The organism is Methylomonas sp. LW13 (genome assembly GCF_016865255.1).
Classification (GTDB): Bacteria; Pseudomonadota; Gammaproteobacteria; order Methylococcales; family Methylomonadaceae; genus Methylomonas.
In genome coordinates, this window is the sequence record NZ_CP033381.1 from 433,152 (window position 1) to 450,127 (window position 16,976).

Sequence of the window (16,976 nt, forward strand, 5' to 3'; positions counted from 1 at the left end):
CCTTTGCTTACCTGCGTTAGGCATATTTTTCGCTCCTGTGCCCAGCGCTTCTATCAATCGGAGCGCTGGAGAATCAAAATGCTGCAAAAATTTGTAACGGTAACTTTCTTCTTGATCCTTTCCGGCTGTGCCACAACGGCAAGCAACCCTCCCGCCCAGGGAAGCAACAAAGCGGAAGGCAAAATATCAATGGCGATTGGCCGTGAAATGGGCAACTTCAAAATCACCCATTCACAGGCAACCGAAGCCCCCGCCGGTTATAACGGCATGCAGTACACCGTTAAAACTGACGACGGGGCGACCTTTAAATGTGAGATTTTAGAGCCGTCGGGGTTTGGTAAATTCGCGACCTGGGGCATGGCAAGCGGAGCGGACGCCATGTGCACCGATTTCACCAAAGGATCGAGCGACGTAGGCAAAACCAACAAGGCAAGTTGCAACGCTTTGCTGCAGGCGGCGGGCAAATGCTGAAGTAAGACTCGACACGGAGCTCAAGGCGACGCTCCGTGCTCCTTTGCCGCAGTGCCGATGGCTAGCGGAAGGTTATAAAACCGCATGTTAACGAAGGAGTATCCGGACACGAAAACCTGACTAACGGCGCCAAGGCTGGGCGGCAACAGAATCGGAATAGCAAAATGGAAAAGCTTTTTTCTAATCCTCGCCAAGACGGGGCGGTTTGCTTCTCGGACATCAGTCCAAACGGTCAACTACGCCTACTGGACTTGAGTTTCGGGCGTATCGCCTTCGGTTTTGGCTTGATCCCCGTGGTAGCGGCACCGTTTATTGTCTGGCTGCATCAAATCGACCGGGACGCTCGCGCCTTTTGGGCTTGGGCCAGTATTTTTACATTGGTGGCGCTGGCCGTCCGTCTGTTGTTCCGCCGCTATCGGCGCGACTGCGCACAACTGGGCGCCGAACGGGCAATGCACCATTGGCTGCGCAAGGTGCATGCGCTGGCGCTGCTTTACGGGTTCAGCCTGTCGGTACCGGTGATGATTATGTGCAGCGGCGACTATCCCTTTGAGTTTGCGATGCTGTTTCTGGTCACCTGCGCGTCGATAGTGGCGGGCAACGCCACCCACCAGTCGCCTATCCTGAGTGCTTTCCAACGTTTCTTCGCTGCCAGTTGGGGCGTCTCGACACTGCTAATGCCGTGGGTATTTCCAGCTCATTGGCCCTACGTGATGCCGCTGACTGCGCTCTACATTCTGTCGATTTACAAACACGCGGTGCTCGTGCACCGGTTTTTTTTGCAACAGATATTCCTGGAAGAAGGCTACCGCGCCGCCAAGGATCTAGCCGAAGCCGCCTTACGCGCCAAAAACCAGTTCCTGACCACGGCCAGCCACGACTTGCGCCAGCCGGTGCATGCCATGGGCTTTTTGATCGAATCCATTTCCCGCCGCAACCGGGATTTACTGTTAGGCCCAGCCTTACAGGATTTGCGGCAAAGCGTGCAGTCGGTCACGCAGATGTTCAACTCGCTGTTGGATTTGTCCAGGATCGAGCTGGGCGCCCAGCCGGTCAATCTACAAACCGTGGCCTTGGACCCGTTGATGAACGACGTCGCGACGCTGTTCAGGGAAGAAGCCCGCGTCCGCCAAATCGAGCTGCGCGTGCGCACCAGCGCCGGTAAAGCCTCGGTGCGCGCCGACCCGCTATTGCTGCGCCAGTCGATGATCAACCTGATGCAGAATGCCTTGCGTTATACCCAAAGCGGCGGCGTGCTGATGGCGGCTCGCCGCCGCCGCGACGCCTGGCAGTTCGAGGTCTGGGATACCGGGGTCGGCATCGCGGAAGATGACCAACAGCGGATTTACTCGCCGTTCTTCCGCCCCGAACATGCTTGGCGGATAGACAACGCCGGTCACGGCTTGGGTTTGGCGGTGGTGGCGCGCTGCGCGGATTTGATGGGCGCCAGCCAGGGCTTGAGTTCGCGGGAAGGCCGAGGCTCGCGGTTTTGGCTACGGCTGCCGTCCGCGCGCATCGAGGAGCGGCGCGCGGTGGCGCGCGACCGGGACTTTGCGCCGGCCGGCCGTGGCGAAATGCTGAGCGGCCGTTGTCTGGTGATCGACGACGAACCGCAAGTGCGCAACGCCTGGCAAGCCTTATTGAATTCGTGGGGCGTGGAAACGGCTTGCGCCGCGTCCGCCAACGACGCTTTGGCCTTGCTCGATGCCGGCTTCGAACCGCAGGCCATCTTTTGCGACCAGCGCCTGCGCGCCGGCGAAAGCGGCTTCGAGTTGTTTCAAGCCTTGCTGGAGCGCTGCCCAGACGCCGCCGGGGCGATGATCAGCGGCGAATTCGATTCGCCGGCCCTGGCCCAAGCCGAGCAGGAAGGTTACCTGATACTGCATAAGCCCTTGGACCCGGAGGCCTTGTACGCCGTGCTGAGCCGGCTATTGCCATCCAATCCGCTAACAGGGATAACCAAGAAAAATGCAATTGCCTAGTAGTAGTCTTGCCGGATGGCTGGGGCTGGCTTCCTCGGGTCTGTTGGCTTGGGGTAACTGGCATTACGCCCAAACGCTCCCCAACTACGACGCCATGCGCCAGACCATTAGCGAATTGGCTGCGTTCGGAACGCCATTGGCGGACCCAATCAATTACGGCCTTTTCCTGCCGGTGGGCTTGATGCAATGGCTGGCACTGGCTTGCCAGTACCGCATGCTCAAGCAGAACCGCACGCTACGCCGGGGCTTACTGGCGTTTTCCTGGGTGGGAACGGCTTATGTCTTTTGCGCGCTATTCCCGTGCGATCCCGGCTCTCCGCTGATGGGTTCCTGGCGTCAGCAAATTCATAACCTGTTCGGTGCGCTTGAATATCTGGGAGGCGGTTATGGCTTGCTGCTGTCTGGGCGTATTCCCGGCTCCCGCATCGCCATCCCTTTGAAAATTTCCGGCGTGCTGGTACTGACGGTTCTGGTGTTGCTGGCCATCCCTTTTCTGGCGGACTACAGGGGCCTGATTCAACGCATTGCCGAAAGCGTGTTGTTCGGCTGGTTGACGTTAGCGAGTGCTGTGCAATTGGCCCGCCCCTACATTGGCCGCATTGCAATCGCAAGGTGACCGAATAAAAGGCGCAAGGGGTATTAAACGTTACACAACCTTGATTCTAGCCAGGTATTTTTCGTAAAGCTACCAAGCGGAAAAAAGTCCCGCGTCAGGTGGTCGATAAAGCAAGCGATGCAACCGACATCTAGCTCGGATGCGCTTAGTGGCCTAGCCATCAATGCCAAAAATCATGCATTTTCATCGAGCCGACCGATGGCGCTAATGTTTGCCGACAGCCTGCTGTAGACGTCGAGCGAATTCGATGGATTTGCCGTCGGCTGGCAGCGAGTCCGGTAAATAAATCTTAGCGTTCCAAATACTGCCATCATCCGCCTCTTTACTCATACATTGCTTTACGCCGTCCGCGTTGACGACACATCGGCGCTGGTAACCGTTGGGAAGCGTATAGGTTTCCGATTCTTGTACGGGCCTGCTATCCGGCGCCTTAAGATTTTCCGGGGCAACCGCCAATTTGCGGCGATCGAACTTATTCCCCCCTGCAAGTTCGGCGGATTCTCGGGCGACTTGGCGCATATCGTCCAGTACCTTGGATAGGTCAAGTTTGGCAGGCTCCGGATTTACGGGATCCGTTGACTTGTCGCTCCGCGGCGCGGCGTTGTTCGTTTGTCGCGGCGAAGAGCCGCCATGACCCGGCAAAATCGGCGCCGGCTTTGGTGGCGTCCTTGATCTGCCTCCAGCCACCTTGGGCGGTGGGCTTAGCGGCAACTGATTTTGCCTGCCTTGTTCCGCTAAGCGTAGGATCTTGAATTCCACCGATAGCGCTGTCAAACGGTCCGCCGATTTTCTCGGCCGGTCTATATCGGTCAACGTCAACACTATCCCAAGATGTATCGACAGAGAGACGATCAGGCATAAGACAAACTTGTGTGGCGCCGATTTGATCATTGGCATCAGCTATTGCCATTCTTGTAATGTATTACTAAACAGCGCGTTGGTCTCGGAAGATGGTTTTCGACTGGGCAAAAACAATAGATCGAGTTAACCATGGCAGGTAAAACCCAATCGACCTAACTGGCTAGTTGGCTCGCGAGCTCACCCCGATAAACGCCTGATCGCTTCGGACATCGCATTTGAGCAAATAGGTTTGGCCTGCTTGTAAAACCAGGGTTTTCTTGGGTCTATGGCTCGAAAATCCTTTAAAGCAATAGACTTGAATGTCGTACTCTCCAGGCAAGACATGAATCTCGCTGGGGTAGTCCGTAAAACCCGGCCAGCCAAATTCCTTTTGTTCGCCCGCGCCGTTGGCTTCGATCTTCGTATAGCCGATGATGGTCGCGTGATAGGCATCGGCAAAAGGGGTGCCCACAACACTTTGGATTACCGCAATCTCGTCAGCGCTAAGCGTGTCGCCCGCATATTGTTTGGCTGGCGTCATAAAACCGCATGAACAGAGCATGGACGTGGCAATCATGGTCATCACATTTTTCATGGATTCGCCTTGTCATTGCCGCGCAAACGTAAAGCACGCCCACCAAGGGTTAAAACAACCATAACCGGTAACAATGGAAAGTACGTTTTCATAGCGTCGCCTCTTTTTAATTGATAAACCTAAGGTTGATGTAACGGCATCGAATGTCTTATAAAACTCGTCATGGGCTGCTTTTATTGATTAATAAATCAGTGAGATCAAAAAGCGTTCTCCAAACAGCCGTCTTGCAGGGATGAAAATACCCGGAACCCTGATGAACGGCGACGAGCCTGGGCAGCATTATCGGAAGCGCGGTGCGGCGGCGTAACCCTACCGTAGTAGGGTATTGGGGCGCATCGGCTGTTTGTTAAGATGTAATTATTTTGCATGTTTTAGCGATAGTCTGGTTCGACGCAAAATGCCGAACCAGGCTATCGACCATTGGGGAGAGTTGAGTGTGACAAATTCGGCTAGCGCGTTGGTTATCGACGACCATCCGCTGTCGGCGAGCGGTATCGCCGATTTTTTGCTATCGCATTGCGGCTTCGGTCAGGCTCGGCCGGTATCCAGCATCGCCGAGTTTTGGGCAATTCTCGATGCCGCCCAGCCGCCGTCGTTGGCCGTGGTGGATTTTTGGCTGCCGGAAGGTGCGTCGCTGCCGTTGTTAGTGCAGATGAAACGCCAGTACCCGGCGACACGTTTGCTGGCAATCAGCGCGGACGACAATTCGGCCGTGTCGGACAAGGCACGCGAGGCTGGCGCCGACGGCTTTCTGCACAAGCAGGAAGCGCCGGAGATTTTCGGCCGTGCCGTGGCCGCGTTGCTGCGGGGTGACACTTGGTTTCACAGCGGTCCATTTGCCGTGACAGGCAGCAATCAGCCGCTCAAGGAACTGCCGGTCACCGCCGCCGAGCTGGGTTTGACCGCCCGCCAAGGCCAGGTGCTGGCGATGATGCTGAAAGGCTTGCCCAACAAACGCATCGCCTTGAACCTGTCGCTGTCCGAGCAAACCGTCAAGGAGCACGTCACCGGTATTCTGGAGCGGCTGGGGGCCCGCAACCGGATCGAGGTGATTACCATGCTGCGCGGCAAAAAGCTGGAAGGCTCCTGATGCAAGCCACACTGGCCGATTCAACGGACAGCAAGCCGCTGCGCTTTGCCGACATCAGCCCGGCCGGCCAAGCTCGATTGCTGGACATGACGCATAACCGGCTGGTGTACGGGATCACCATTATCCCGTTTGTAGGCTTGCCCTTCGTGTATTGGAAGCATCAACTCGATCAAGACGTCTTGGGATTGCTGGCGTGGACGGTGTCGTATTTTCTGGTCGTGCTTGCCGTGCGCCTGCAACAGCGGCAATACTTGCGTGACAGGGCCAGCCTTGATCCGCATGCGGCAGTCGCCCATTGGCTACCCATCATTTTGCGCATGGCCTTGGCGCATGGGCTCGGCTTGGCGGCGCTGGTGCTTATCATCGCCGGTCGGGTCCCGTTCGAATATACCTTGCTGCTTTACATGAGTTTGGCGGCAATCATGGCGGCTAACGCCACCCACCAATCACCGGTATTCAGTGCGTTTCAGCGGTTTTTCGGTGCCGCTTGGGGCGGTTGCACACTGTTGACCCCATGGGCGTTTCCCGAGCATTGGCACTTAATCATGCCTCTGTGCGTCAGTTACGTCTTATCGATACACCGGCACTCGTCGATTGCCCATGGCTTTTTCCTGCAGCAAATAAAACTGGAAGAAGATAGCGCCAAGTTGGCCGAGAATTATCGGCGCGCCAAGGAGGAAGCCGAAGCCGCCTTACGCGCCAAAAACCAATTCCTGACCACGGCCAGCCACGACTTGCGCCAGCCGGTGCATGCCATGGGTTTTTTAATAGAATCGATTTCTCGCCGCAATCAGGAACCGAGTTTGCAGCCTGCATTGCAAGATCTGCAACAAAGCGTGCAATCGATTACACAGATGTTCAATTCGTTGCTGGATTTGTCCAGGATCGAGCTGGGCGCCCAGCCGGTCAATCTGCAAACCGTGGCGCTGGACCCGCTGATGAACGATGTCGCCACGTTGTTTCGTGAAGAGGCCCGCTCACGGCAAATCGATCTTAGAGTGCGGTTGAGCGGCGGCCGGGCCTTAGTCACCGCGGATGCCATGTTGTTGCGCCAGTCTATGATCAACCTGATGCAAAATGCCTTGCGCTATACCCAGCAAGGCGGGGTGCTGATGGCGGCGCGGTGGCGCAGTGCTTGCTGGCAGTTCGAGGTCTGGGATACCGGCGTCGGCATCGCCGAAGATGATCAACAGCGTATCTATTCGCCGTTCTTCCGCCCCGAACATGCCTGGCGCATCGACAACGCCGGACACGGTTTGGGTTTGGCGGTAGTGGCGCGTTGCGCGGATTTGATGGGCGCCAGCCAGGGCTTGAGTTCGCGGGAAGGCCGCGGTTCACGCTTCTGGTTGCGATTGCCGGCCGCCGCTCCCAGCCACGAGCGGTGGGCTATGGCGGCTGACCAGCCCGTCGCACCGGTCGAGCAAGCCGCAACGCTGAGCGGCCGCTGTCTGGTGATCGACGACGAACCGCAAGTGCGCAACGCCTGGCAAGCCTTATTGAATTCGTGGGGCGTTGAAACGGCGTGCGCCGCCTCCGCCAACGATGCATTGGCCTTGCTCGATGCCGGCTTTGAACCGCAGGCCATCTTTTGCGACCAGCGCCTGCGCTCCGGCGAAAGCGGTTTCGAGTTGCTGCAAGCCTTGCTGGAACGCTGCCCGGATGCCGCCGGGGCGATGGTCAGCGGCGAATTCAATTCCCCGGCTTTGGCCCAAGCCGAGCAGGAAGGTTACTTGGTGCTGCATAAGCCTTTGGACCCTGTGGCGTTACATGCCCTGCTGAGCCGGCTATTGCCGGCGGCCGACAATAACTACTCGTAAAAGACGCCAATTCGACAATCCCAAGCCTCAACAAATGGCGTTTATTTTGCTGGGTGCGATGGACACACACCCTAAAACCAGGAGTTTGCGATGAATATTTCGAACATAGGACCCAACCTTGCCGCTAGCCGCGCAGTCAGCGGAAAAACTTTGCCGTCGCCGGCAATCGCTAAAGCCGCCGAGGTAGCCGATCAAAGCCAAGCGCCGCGGACCGTCGATATGCGCCGGGTCTCGCTCAATGAAATCAACGCCTTGATCAAATCCGGCGTGGACGGTTTGCTGGATGTCGTGCCTTATATTCCCACCGCCACCATCAACTCCTCCGGCGCAGGGGATGCCGGCGACGTGAAGGTGGATTATTTGGGCCAGATCGAAGCGCAGATCGAATTTCAGAAAAGCCGTCACGAAGACACCGCTTTTCTGGAAAAAGTGTTGAGCAACGTTAAACGTCTCGACGGCATGGCCTTGCCGCCGAAACTGGATGTGATGGCTTGAGGCCCAGGACGCTGCCATCAACAGTTTAATAACCCAGTTCCAATCTATTTATCTTAACCATGGTGCTTGACCCTGACGCAACGTCACGCTCTATGCTGGCGGCACGCATAACGAAGGAGCCAAACCATGTTGCTTAAAGTGGGCGATCTTGCCAAACGCTGCGGACTGACGGTCCGTACTTTGCACCACTATGATAGCATCGGTTTGCTTAAGCCTTCCGCGCGTTCCGATAGCGGCTACCGGCTGTATAACCGGGCGGACATTTCCAGATTGCATCAAATTCAAGCCTTACGGCGGTTTGGGCTGTCGCTGGCCGACATCGGAGACATTTTGGCAAACCCCGGACTGAATTTAGCGACTATCGTCGAACGGCAGATTGAAGCCTTGGACCAGCAGATCGCGCAAAGTAAGGCCTTGCGTGACCGCCTGTCCGGCCTGCAACTGCAATTGATGCGCGGAGAAGAACCGGAGCTTGCCGATTGGCTAACCACATTGGAGATGATGACCATGTACGATAAATATTTTTCCGCCACCGACTTAAAGCGCTTGCCGCTACTGGATATAGACGAGACCTCCACCGCCGGCGAATGGGCGGCACTGGTTCAAGCGGTGCACGAAGCGATGCAGGCCGGGGTCGCGCCCGAGAGTGCCGAGGCCCAGGAATTGGCAAGGCAATGGATCAGCATGCTGGAACGCGACACCCAAGGCGATCCTCGGCTACTCGTTAAACTCAACGCCATGATGGTCGGCGAACCGACGATGCAAGCCAAAACCGGCGTGACGCCGGAAGTCGTCGCTTACATCCAGCGCGCGTTCATCGAGACCAAATTGACGATCTACGAAAAATACCTCGCAGCCGATGAATTCAGCTTTATGCGCGAAAACTACGGCAAGCGCGCCGACGAGTGGCCACCACTGATCGCCGCGATACGCCAACACAGGGAAGACAGCACACCGCCGAACGATTCGCGCATGCAGCAACTGGCGCGGACGTGGCTGGAATTGTTCCGCGCCTACGCCGGCGACGATCCGGAAACCCACGCCAAAATTCGTGCCGCGAACCAGGCTGAACCCTACCTGTTCTTTGGTACGTTTATCGACCAGCCGCTATTGGCTTATGTGTTTCAGGCGATGGCCGAACTGCGTCAAGCCCGATTGTCGGAGAGCTGTGTAGCCTAAGGTGAATGAGCAGGTTGGCCTTCTTTTACCGAACCCGGTGGCTCAGTCTAAGAATAAGTTGCTAACCAAAATGTGAGGCTGACAGAAGTGCGAAATCAACAACGCTCTTTGTTGTTTAGGAACAGTCCGAGGGGAGAACTTTTCCGAGAGTTTGGGCGGAATCGCCCATTAGCTCAACATCGCACTTCGGCTTCAGTGACCGCAGTGGAATGGATAGTCACCTAATAGCGTTTATGTCTGTACGACCTGAGCTGGTCTTGCGTAGCCTCGATGCAGCGTTAGCGGAATCGAGGGGCTCTTCTGACCGTTATCAGACGAACATCGACAATTGAAAGGCGTTGGTCTTCGAATCCTCGATTTCATCGAGGCTACTTGCTAGTGTTCTACTAACAATAAGCTACTAATAAGACTAGCTTCACACCTTGTTATTAATAACTCGCTGCAACATTAACTAGTAGGGATACCGAAATATGTATCCTAAATAACAACCACTAGTTCATATATGTTTATTTAGCACTCCGCTATCTACTGTTAACAGAAAAATCACCTTATTGACCAATAACGAATGCTGCAATACACTATATGTGTTTGTTTTTATTGTATTATTTAATTTTAAAAAGGTAATTGCTATGGCTTTCTTAACCAAGGTTCTGAATAAAAATGTTAAACATCCATTCTGTTCTTGGAAAACCGCCTGTCTGAATTCTGAAGCATTTTCGCATATCAATGGAGCAGGCCCATTCGAAGAATATACTTGGAATGGAGATTATCTGGATGCAGAGCCAAGCGCTGGTTACGCAGAAAATATACATGAACGACATAAAGGGCTACAAGTTGAGCTGTATGAAGATAAAATTGCAATAACCTTAGTGAAATCTGGCTATGGTTTTGTTAAAGGTTACATGTATCCTAAAGAATACTTTTCGTTAGTTGAAGATCAAGTATTCAAAGTAAAGCTTGAAAAATATGAGAATGGGGAGCGTATTAGAGAGCATCTATCAAAATTACAACAGCTTAAAAGTGAATATCCAAAAGAGATTTTTAATTTAATTAAAAAAATCTCAAATAATTAACCCTTCAGGGCCGTTGGCTGGGTGGAGAGCCAGCGATACTCAGCTTTAATGGCTTCTAGCTGGGTTTCATTATCATTCAACCCAGCCTACTTCCACAAACCAGATTCAGATTAGTATCCATTAGCGGTCATTGGGAAGCTCAACTGACTGTCGCTTTAGGCTCGACTACCGATTTTAACGCCTCAAAATCAACGACTTTGGATCGAATCGTCTGCAAGATTATTTAATCGATACGGTTTATCAGTAACTTTTCCGCTTGCCGAAAATTCAAACCCAAAATACCCGATTTTTGCATGGATTGCTTCAGCGAATAGGCCAGCGTCGCGGCAAGTACTCGGGAATAGTAAGGCAGGGTTTCCATATAGACCGGCAATACATCGTCGATTTTTTCGGCTTGTTGCAGTGTCTGTTCCAGTTGCCGGCGCTGATCCGCAATCTCTTGGATAAACGCACCGTCATTGGCGCAAGCCTCGGATAAGGCCAAAGTCCAGGTTAAATCCGACTGCAATTCGCAAGTGCCTATGAATCGGCCGGACTGGCTTGACAGCCATTGTTCCGGGGCAATCAACGACAGGCGGTATTGCTCATCCTTAAAATACATCCAATACGCTTGCCCCGTGGTCGGTTTAAACCGAATTTGGCTATTGAGAACAAACAGAGAGGTAAATAAATCGCTGCTGATCTGCTGAATGGTTTTGGCGGGGGCAATCAGCTGCTTTTTGGCTTGCTGCAAACTTTCCAATACAGCAACAGCTCCCTTTCCCTGAGGATTGGCCGGTTTAATTGTTAAATTCATCATTCCAAGTATTCGCTAAGTTTACAAAAACAGTATCCAGCAGGTTTAATCAACGCAGAGAATTCGAACGATCATTGATGGTTTTCCCCTCATCCTAGCCTTCTCCCGGAGGGAGAAGGAGAGTTTATATCACGCCTATAGCGATGAATCACCGAGCGGCGGCAATCGGGTATAGTCTTTGTTTTCAAAGCCTTTCCAAATCCTCTAACACTGTTTCCGCGCGCCGGGCTATCGCCTCAAGCTCAGCCGCCGCAAACCGGTCCAGATTGCGATAGACCATACTCAGGCGCGAGTTGTGATTTAGCTTGTCGCGATGGCGGATAAAAAAATCCCAGTACAGCGCATTGAATGGACAGGCTCGCTCGCCAGTGCGGGCTTTTTTGTCGTAGTGGCAGCCCTTGCAATAATCGCTCATCCGGTCGATGTACGCGGCGCTGGATACATAAGGTTTGGTGGCCAGTAAGCCGCCATCGGCAAACTGGCTCATGCCCAGCGTGTTGGGCAATTCCACCCATTCAAAGGCGTCGATATACACGCCCAGATACCAACGATGCACGGCTTCCGGTGCCAGGCCCGCCAGTAGGGCGAAATTGCCGATTACCATTAGCCGCTGGATGTGGTGAGCGTAAGCATATTGCAGCGATTGGCCGGTGGCTGCTGCCAGACAATTCATCCGGGTTTCGCCGGTCCAGAACCAGACGGGTAATGGTCGGTCATGGTCGAAATAATTGTGCGCGGCATAGTCCGGCATCTTTGCCCAATACACGCCGCGCACATATTCGCGCCAACCGAGAATCTGCCGGATGAAGCCTTCGGCTGCCGCCAGTGGCGCATGGCCTTGGCGATAAGCCTGTTCGGCGCGTTCGACCACTTCACGCGGATTGAGCATTTTGGTGTTCAGCGCAAACGACAGCAGCGAATGAAACAGCCGCCAACTGCGCCGGCTCATCGCATCCTGAAAATCGCCGAACTGCGGCAGGCCGTCGGCGATAAAGGTGTCTAGTTGTTGCAAGGCTTCGGTGCGATTCAGCGGCCAGCGGAAATCATCGGCGTCGGCTACGCCGAAACTATTCACGCCAGCCGCGAGGATGCTTTGCCAAATTGCTGTGTGGTAGTGGCGGGGCCGAGTGTCAGTGGGTATCGGCGGCGTGCCGGGCCAGGCTTTGCGGTTGTCGTGGTCGTAATTCCATTGTCCACCCATCGGGCGCTGATTGTCTGCCAGTAACACCCGGTGTTTGACGCGCATGCGCCGATAGAACATTTCCATCAGCCAATGCGGCCGAGAGCCAAACAGCTCTGCGGCTTCCTCGCGCTGGCTATAGAAATGCTCACTGTCGCAGGCTCGGTTGCTGATGGCCAACTGTTGGCAATAGCTGCGCAATTGCTGATCCAAACGCCATTCGTCGGGGAGTTGGTATTCCAAATGCTTAACCCGATACTGCGTAATCAACGCATCCAAATTGGCAGTCAGCGATTGGCGGTTGCCGCTATCGTCAATTGGCAGGTAGTGCACGCGATGGCCTTGGGCCGACAAATGCTGAGCAAAATCGCGCATTGCCGCAAAAATGCCGATGATTTTTTGCGCATGATGCAAGACGTAATCGGTTTCCTGGCGGATTTCCATCAGCGTATAAACCACGTCGCCATTGGTTTGCCCAAACCAGCTGTGCCGCGGATTTAACTGGTCGCCCAGAATGAGCCGCAAGGTCGTCATGCGGTTTTCGCCGTGCCGCGTTGCCGGCGGCAACGCTCTGAACAATATTTCACCGTATCCCAGTCTCGGGCCCATTTTTTACGCCACAAGAAGGGGCGACCGCAGACTGCGCAGAGCTTGGCAGGCAGCAAGGCTTTTTGGTGCATTAAAAATCCAGCTGGGTTTGTACCCAGTCGCCGGCTGCGGCTTGGGTTGGTCGGCGGCGGGTGGGCTGCTTTCGCGAGCCGTGTTTCTCGACGATAGCCGCCTTGGCGGCTTTCACGTCGGCGCGGCCTCGCACTTGGTAAAGACGGGTTTTGGCCTGCCGGGTAGCGGATTCCAGATCGACCAGCGGTTCGGCAATATCCACACCGACCCTCACGCCGCATTGTTGTTGCAGTTTTACCGGCATCCGCCAGGGTTCGAATAGCCATTCTTTGGGCACGCTGCGTAAGGCCGGCAGCCAATGTCTGACAAAATGGCCGTGCGGATCATGGTCGCGGGCCTGTTTGATCGGGTTATACACCCGCGTGGTGTTAATGCCGGTGGTGCCGGCCTGCATTTGCATCTGGCTCCAGTGGATGCCGGGTTCGTAATCCAGAAACTGCCGGGCCAGCCAAGTGCCGACCGGTTGCCAATGCAGCCACAGCGGATAACTCGCTACCGATACCAGCATCGCCCGCATGCGGAAGTTCAGCCAACCGGTTTGCTGTAGCATCGCCACACAGGCATCGACCAACGGCCAACCCGTCTGGCCTGCGCTTAAGGCCTGAAAATGCACCGGATTCCAGTCCGCTTCGCGCAGGCCGTCATAGCCGCGATGCAGATTGGTAAACTCCAGTTCCGGTTCGCTCTCCAGCTTTTGCATGAAGTGGCAATGCCAATACAAGCGGCTGATGAAGGCCGTCAAACCGGCACGACGGGCATCGCCGCGCGGTAAAGCAGCCAACTGGCGGCGGGTGGCTTGCACGATCTCCCGTAAACTCAAACAGCCGAAGGCCAAATAAGCAGAAAGCCGCGAACAGGCCGTTGGTGCGGACAAGGGCGAGGAGATGCCGCCTCGGTAAGAGTTGCAACGAGCGAATAGAAAATCGCGCAAGGTTTCGATGCCTTGGCGGCGGCCGCCCAGTTGTCTTAGCGGCAGGTCGGGCTGAAGTAAGCCCAGAGCTTGCGGATCGGGCAAGATCGGCGGTTGAGGTGCTGCTAGCCAATCAGAAGAGGGAGGTTCCAGGCAGGGTTCCGCCATCAGCGCTTCCCAATGCGCTTTCCACAAGTCTCGATTTTGCAAGCGCCGCACCACACCGAATTGCGCAAATTCATACCATTTTAAGCTGCGCGCCCGGCACCAGCGTTGCACGGCCAAGTCGCGCTGAAAGCTCAGCCAGTTGCCGGTTTCCTGATGCGAATACACAGCCAGGAAGGGCGCTTCCTGCCAAAGCCGGTCCAATACTTCCAGCGCCTCGCCCACTTCGATACGCAAACCGCCGCCGCGTTTACGCAAGGCTATGTCCAAATCAAGCAGGCTTTCGCGTAGAAATTGGTAGTGTTGCGTGGCAACGTCGTCGGCCGCCCACAAGCTGGGTTCGATGATGAACAAACACAGCACCGGCGCGTTGCGGCTGGCGTAAAGCAGCGGTGCATGGTCGTGTACCCGCAGATCGCGCTTGAACCAGACCAGGTTGTAGCTCATCGCTTAATGCCAGCCCTGGCGCCAGCTGTTGGTGTCGCGTAAATCCCGCCACGGCATGATTTGCACCCTTTTGCTAAACACTGCCTCCAGTTCGATCATTTCCAACGGCGCGTCAGGGTCGTCCGGCAGCAGTAATTTACTGACGATAAAGTGTTTTTCTTTGTGTTGCGGTGCAACGGCGGTCCATTTGCTGAGCAGTAATTTGTTCGGATTCAGCCTGGGTGATTTGGCGGTCGGCATGGCTTGGTCTGCTTAAGGAATATAGCTTCCGAGCATACCAGCCGATCCCGAAATGGCGAGATCGGCGCCATGCCGAAGAATCAATTTCCTGGCTGTAAGGTTACTTCGACTTCCCGCTTATTGCCGTTATTGACGACCTGGATTTTCACGACATCGCCAACCTTCTGGTCGTCCAGGCGGGCGAACAGTTTTGAGAGCGTATCGACGTCCTTACCGTTAATGGCGACGATGATGTCGCCCGGCACCATCCCGTTGGCAGTTATCGATACGCCTTGTAAACCGGCTTTCTCGGCCGCCGAACCGGGTTGCACTCGCAATACCGCGACGCCGGCCGTGCCGGTCAAAGCCGCCAATTGCTCGTTCATCTGTTGGTCTATTTCGATACCCAGGGCCGGGCGGATGTATTTGCCTTGTTTAATCAGTTCCGGCACCACCCGCATCACCGTATCCACCGGCACCGCGAAGCCGATGCCTGCCGAGGCGCCGCTCGGGCTGTAGATTGCCGTATTGATGCCGATCAGCCTACCAGCGGAATCCAGCAGCGGGCCGCCGGAGTTGCCGGGATTAATGGCCGCGTCAGTTTGAATTAAATGTTCGACGGCCGGACCTTCCTGACCGCCCAGGGAGCGGTCCAGCGCGGAGACGATACCGCCGGTCAAAGTCCAGTCCAAACCAAATGGGTTACCGATAGCGAACACTTTCTGCCCGACTTTCAGATCGCGGCTGGTGCCGACCGGTACCGGCGGCGGCCGTTTGAAGCCGACGCCGATCTTCAACACCGCAATGTCATGCACCTGGCTGGCGCCGACCAGAGTGGCCTTGTAATCGCGGCCGTCGGCCAGTTTTACCGTGGCTTCGTTGGCGCCGGCGATGACGTGGAAATTGGTCACCACGTGGCCGGCTTCGTCCCAGATAAATCCGGAACCGGTACCCTTTGGCACTGAAAATACGTCGCGGGTCCAGACATTGCGCACCAGCGCGGCGGTGCTGATGTAAACCACCGAATCTCGCGATTTTTCGAACAGTTCGATGGTGCTTTTTTCGTCCGCTGCCAAGTCGCCGCGCGCGGCGACGGTTCTGACCGGGGCGGATTCGGTCGCCGGTGCTCCCGGCTGCCAATGCCAAAGCAATATCAGCGCTGCGGCGACTGCACCGGCGGCGAATACACGTTTAATGAATACATCGGGCGAATCGGGATGATTGGGATGTTGCATGTCGGCCTCCGGTTTGTTGGTTCCTACCCAGAATCGTGCGAACAGATCAATACTGTTTTAAACGGCGGCAGCGCGGGATATTCAATTCCACTGAGCCGCTACGACGGCAAAATGGGAGCGCGTTTAGCAAATTTCAAGCGAGTCAGATACGTGTGTTTTTAATCAACAGTGGATTTAGGAACTATCGTCAATTCGCAAAGTCTCGAAAACGCCTGGATCGTTTGCTACTGGATAGGAGTGATCATCATGAAACGAGTTAAAAACACGATAAAACTCGCCATATTTGCCGTTTTGAGTATGGGATTAACAGGTGCCGCTATTGCGGAACATCATGAAAATGCCACGCTCAAAGCGCCATTGCAAACCGAGGAAGAATCTGAAGTGGAGCTTTACGATTACCACTCGGGTGTGACGTATACCGGTACGCTACAACGTTTTATGTTTCATCGGCATTTGGAAAATGTAGCCGAAGAGCCCGAGAATAGACATTCAGAATCGACGCAAATAAAGTAAACAGGCTGTGTAATTGAGAGTTGAAGACAGTTTAGGCAGGCATAATCAATAAAAAAGCCTGCTCGCCAAAGCATAAAAGAGTTAAGAGGGTTGTTATCAAGGTACTTTACGCATCAATAACTGCAAGCGGATCCAGGCAATCGGCAGGCAGCTATTCGACACGCTAGCAGATAGGCCAATAGAACAAATTGTTCGGGTCGGATGTATTATCGGTTTTTCGATTGCTGGCGTCTGGCCTTGAAAAAATCGCTGAGCAGTTCCGCGCAATCCGCCTCCAGAATCCCCCCGGTCCATTCCACGCGATGATTTAAGAACGCCGCGTCGCTGAGTTGCAGCGCATGGCAGACCGCGCCGCGTTTGGGATCGTAAGCGCCGAATACCAGACGTTTGACGCGGGCGTGGGCGATGGCGCCCATGCACATCACGCAGGGTTCCAAGGTGACGTAGAGCGTGGTGTCAATCAGTCGGTAGTTGTTTAAGACTTGGCCGGCCTTGCGTAGCGCGACCATTTCCGCGTGGGCGGTGGGATCGTTGCTCTGGATGGGTTGGTTCCAGCCTTCGGCGATGCAGCGGCCTTCATAAACCAGCACGGCGCCGACCGGCACTTCGTCTTGGCTTTCGGCGCGCTGCGCCAGACGGATGGCATGGCGCAGCCATTCCTCGTCGGTCATG

18 protein-coding genes are annotated in these 16,976 nt (G+C 55.1%); 9 read left to right on the forward strand and 9 right to left on the reverse strand.

What is annotated here, in order from left to right:
• The first annotated feature begins 78 nt into the window (after positions 1 to 78).
• The 3 genes from JL719_RS01885 to JL719_RS01895 all read left to right on the forward strand — a co-directional run bounded on the left by JL719_RS01885 (position 79) and on the right by JL719_RS01895 (position 3,069).
• Entirely contained in the window at positions 79 to 471 is a 393-nt protein-coding gene (locus JL719_RS01885; protein ID WP_051670333.1) for a hypothetical protein, read from the forward strand.
• Between the two features lie 164 nt (positions 472 to 635).
• Positions 636 to 2,453 carry an ATP-binding response regulator gene (locus JL719_RS01890; RefSeq protein WP_051670334.1) on the forward strand — a complete coding sequence of 606 codons (1,818 nt, stop codon included), beginning with the start codon at positions 636 to 638 and terminating at the stop codon, positions 2,451 to 2,453.
• Positions 2,440 to 3,069 (forward strand): DUF998 domain-containing protein, encoded by a 630-nt coding sequence (locus JL719_RS01895; protein ID WP_051670336.1) that lies wholly within the window; start codon positions 2,440 to 2,442, stop codon positions 3,067 to 3,069. The genes JL719_RS01890 and JL719_RS01895 overlap by 14 nt, the downstream gene beginning before the upstream one ends.
• 204 nt (positions 3,070 to 3,273) lie before the next feature.
• Here JL719_RS01895 and JL719_RS01900 read toward each other — a convergent pair whose 3' ends face one another.
• Both JL719_RS01900 and JL719_RS01905 read right to left on the reverse strand, forming a co-directional pair.
• Positions 3,274 to 3,966, reverse strand: a complete 693-nt coding sequence (locus JL719_RS01900; RefSeq protein WP_033158524.1) for a hypothetical protein — start codon at positions 3,964 to 3,966, stop codon at positions 3,274 to 3,276.
• A gap of 124 nt (positions 3,967 to 4,090) precedes the next feature.
• Positions 4,091 to 4,504 (reverse strand): hypothetical protein, encoded by a 414-nt coding sequence (locus JL719_RS01905; protein WP_033158525.1) that lies wholly within the window; start codon positions 4,502 to 4,504, stop codon positions 4,091 to 4,093.
• A gap of 436 nt (positions 4,505 to 4,940) precedes the next feature.
• On the opposite strand from JL719_RS01905, the gene JL719_RS01910 reads away from it, so the two are divergent.
• The 5 genes from JL719_RS01910 to JL719_RS01930 all read left to right on the forward strand — a co-directional run bounded on the left by JL719_RS01910 (position 4,941) and on the right by JL719_RS01930 (position 10,158).
• Complete coding sequence (locus tag JL719_RS01910) at positions 4,941 to 5,594, forward strand: response regulator transcription factor (RefSeq protein ID WP_033158526.1); 654 nt, start codon at positions 4,941 to 4,943, stop codon at positions 5,592 to 5,594.
• Positions 5,594 to 7,411 (forward strand): ATP-binding response regulator, encoded by a 1,818-nt coding sequence (locus JL719_RS01915; RefSeq protein WP_033158527.1) that lies wholly within the window; start codon positions 5,594 to 5,596, stop codon positions 7,409 to 7,411. Before JL719_RS01910 ends, JL719_RS01915 begins: the two co-directional genes overlap by 1 nt.
• A 90-nt stretch (positions 7,412 to 7,501) precedes the next feature.
• Complete coding sequence (locus JL719_RS01920; protein WP_033158528.1) at positions 7,502 to 7,906, forward strand: hypothetical protein; 405 nt, start codon at positions 7,502 to 7,504, stop codon at positions 7,904 to 7,906.
• A gap of 126 nt (positions 7,907 to 8,032) precedes the next feature.
• Positions 8,033 to 9,085: a MerR family transcriptional regulator gene (locus tag JL719_RS01925; protein ID WP_033158529.1), complete on the forward strand. Its 1,053-nt coding sequence runs from the start codon at positions 8,033 to 8,035 to the stop codon at positions 9,083 to 9,085.
• Positions 9,086 to 9,714: 629 nt separating this feature from the next.
• Positions 9,715 to 10,158: a hypothetical protein gene (locus JL719_RS01930; protein WP_129871325.1), complete on the forward strand. Its 444-nt coding sequence runs from the start codon at positions 9,715 to 9,717 to the stop codon at positions 10,156 to 10,158.
• 223 nt (positions 10,159 to 10,381) lie between these two features.
• On the opposite strand, the gene JL719_RS01935 is transcribed toward JL719_RS01930, so the two are convergent.
• The 6 genes from JL719_RS01935 to JL719_RS01955 all read right to left on the reverse strand — a co-directional run bounded on the left by JL719_RS01935 (position 10,382) and on the right by JL719_RS01955 (position 15,791).
• Complete coding sequence (locus tag JL719_RS01935) at positions 10,382 to 10,954, reverse strand: DUF2452 domain-containing protein (RefSeq protein ID WP_225892980.1); 573 nt, start codon at positions 10,952 to 10,954, stop codon at positions 10,382 to 10,384.
• A 184-nt stretch (positions 10,955 to 11,138) separates the two neighbouring features.
• Entirely contained in the window at positions 11,139 to 12,743 is a 1,605-nt protein-coding gene (locus tag JL719_RS01940) for a cryptochrome/photolyase family protein (RefSeq protein WP_084153406.1), read from the reverse strand.
• Entirely contained in the window at positions 12,665 to 12,841 is a 177-nt protein-coding gene (locus JL719_RS24390; protein ID WP_348529911.1) for a DUF2256 domain-containing protein, read from the reverse strand. The genes JL719_RS01940 and JL719_RS24390 overlap by 79 nt, the downstream gene beginning before the upstream one ends.
• Positions 12,814 to 14,337 carry an FAD-binding domain-containing protein gene (locus JL719_RS01945; RefSeq protein ID WP_033158532.1) on the reverse strand — a complete coding sequence of 508 codons (1,524 nt, stop codon included), beginning with the start codon at positions 14,335 to 14,337 and terminating at the stop codon, positions 12,814 to 12,816. The genes JL719_RS24390 and JL719_RS01945 overlap by 28 nt, the downstream gene beginning before the upstream one ends.
• Positions 14,338 to 14,340: 3 nt before the next feature.
• Entirely contained in the window at positions 14,341 to 14,577 is a 237-nt protein-coding gene (locus JL719_RS01950; RefSeq protein WP_033158533.1) for a TIGR02450 family Trp-rich protein, read from the reverse strand.
• Between the two features lie 80 nt (positions 14,578 to 14,657).
• On the reverse strand, positions 14,658 to 15,791 hold the full coding sequence (locus JL719_RS01955) for a S1C family serine protease (RefSeq protein ID WP_033158534.1): 1,134 nt from the start codon (positions 15,789 to 15,791) through the stop codon (positions 14,658 to 14,660).
• Positions 15,792 to 16,037: 246 nt separating this feature from the next.
• On the opposite strand from JL719_RS01955, the gene JL719_RS01960 reads away from it, so the two are divergent.
• Positions 16,038 to 16,304 (forward strand): hypothetical protein, encoded by a 267-nt coding sequence (locus tag JL719_RS01960; RefSeq protein ID WP_033158535.1) that lies wholly within the window; start codon positions 16,038 to 16,040, stop codon positions 16,302 to 16,304.
• 206 nt (positions 16,305 to 16,510) lie between these two features.
• Here the strand turns inward: JL719_RS01960 and tadA are convergent, their stop codons facing one another.
• Complete coding sequence (gene tadA / locus JL719_RS01965; RefSeq protein ID WP_033158536.1) at positions 16,511 to 16,975, reverse strand: tRNA adenosine(34) deaminase TadA; 465 nt, start codon at positions 16,973 to 16,975, stop codon at positions 16,511 to 16,513.
• Position 16,976 lies beyond the last annotated feature (1 nt).

Excerpts from the sequence above, each read along its gene's own strand:
- JL719_RS01885 (WP_051670333.1), top strand. The coding sequence starts at position 79 with ATGCTGCAAAAATTTGTAACGGTAACTTTCTTCTTGATCCTTTCCGGC.
- JL719_RS01890 (WP_051670334.1), top strand. The coding sequence starts at position 636 with ATGGAAAAGCTTTTTTCTAATCCTCGCCAAGACGGGGCGGTTTGCTTC.
- JL719_RS01895 (WP_051670336.1), top strand. The coding sequence starts at position 2,440 with ATGCAATTGCCTAGTAGTAGTCTTGCCGGATGGCTGGGGCTGGCTTCC.
- JL719_RS01900 (WP_033158524.1), bottom strand. The coding sequence starts at position 3,966 with ATGCCAATGATCAAATCGGCGCCACACAAGTTTGTCTTATGCCTGATC.
- JL719_RS01905 (WP_033158525.1), bottom strand. The coding sequence starts at position 4,504 with ATGAAAAATGTGATGACCATGATTGCCACGTCCATGCTCTGTTCATGC.
- JL719_RS01915 (WP_033158527.1), top strand. The coding sequence starts at position 5,594 with ATGCAAGCCACACTGGCCGATTCAACGGACAGCAAGCCGCTGCGCTTT.
- JL719_RS01920 (WP_033158528.1), top strand. The coding sequence starts at position 7,502 with ATGAATATTTCGAACATAGGACCCAACCTTGCCGCTAGCCGCGCAGTC.
- JL719_RS01925 (WP_033158529.1), top strand. The coding sequence starts at position 8,033 with ATGTTGCTTAAAGTGGGCGATCTTGCCAAACGCTGCGGACTGACGGTC.
- JL719_RS01930 (WP_129871325.1), top strand. The coding sequence starts at position 9,715 with ATGGCTTTCTTAACCAAGGTTCTGAATAAAAATGTTAAACATCCATTC.
- JL719_RS01935 (WP_225892980.1), bottom strand. The coding sequence starts at position 10,954 with ATGAATTTAACAATTAAACCGGCCAATCCTCAGGGAAAGGGAGCTGTT.
- JL719_RS01940 (WP_084153406.1), bottom strand. The coding sequence starts at position 12,743 with ATGGGCCCGAGACTGGGATACGGTGAAATATTGTTCAGAGCGTTGCCG.
- JL719_RS01945 (WP_033158532.1), bottom strand. The coding sequence starts at position 14,337 with ATGAGCTACAACCTGGTCTGGTTCAAGCGCGATCTGCGGGTACACGAC.
- JL719_RS01950 (WP_033158533.1), bottom strand. The coding sequence starts at position 14,577 with ATGCCGACCGCCAAATCACCCAGGCTGAATCCGAACAAATTACTGCTC.
- JL719_RS01955 (WP_033158534.1), bottom strand. The coding sequence starts at position 15,791 with ATGCAACATCCCAATCATCCCGATTCGCCCGATGTATTCATTAAACGT.
- JL719_RS01960 (WP_033158535.1), top strand. The coding sequence starts at position 16,038 with ATGAAACGAGTTAAAAACACGATAAAACTCGCCATATTTGCCGTTTTG.
- tadA (WP_033158536.1), bottom strand. The coding sequence starts at position 16,975 with ATGACCGACGAGGAATGGCTGCGCCATGCCATCCGTCTGGCGCAGCGC.